We start from the raw sequence: 217 nt of genomic DNA on the forward strand, positions 1-217 counted from the left end.
CGAGGTCACCAGCGTGCCGAGCCGCATCCGCTCGGTCGCCGCCGCGGCGGCCGTCAGCGTCGGCACCGACCCGAACCACGGCTCGTCCCGGAACGACCGCCAGGACAGGTGGTCGTACGTGTAGGCGGCGTGGAAGCCGAGGTCCTCGGCCCGCCGCCAGATCTTCTGCCCCTCGCTCCACCGGTGGATGGGGAGGATCACGGTACTCAAGCGCATG

The 217-nt window shown here is 71.4% G+C and carries 1 protein-coding gene; it reads right to left on the reverse strand.

Annotated features, from left to right (window positions below; translation table 11 throughout):
* On the reverse strand, positions 1-216 hold a 216-nt coding region (locus tag IE98_RS0141830; RefSeq protein WP_030278070.1), incomplete at its 3' end, for an LLM class flavin-dependent oxidoreductase.
* Between the last annotated feature and the right edge of the window lies 1 nt (position 217).

Origin of the sequence: Streptomyces sp. NRRL B-24484 (assembly GCF_000717715.1) — a bacterium.
In the GTDB taxonomy this organism is placed as follows: Bacteria; Actinomycetota; Actinomycetes; order Streptomycetales; family Streptomycetaceae; genus Kitasatospora.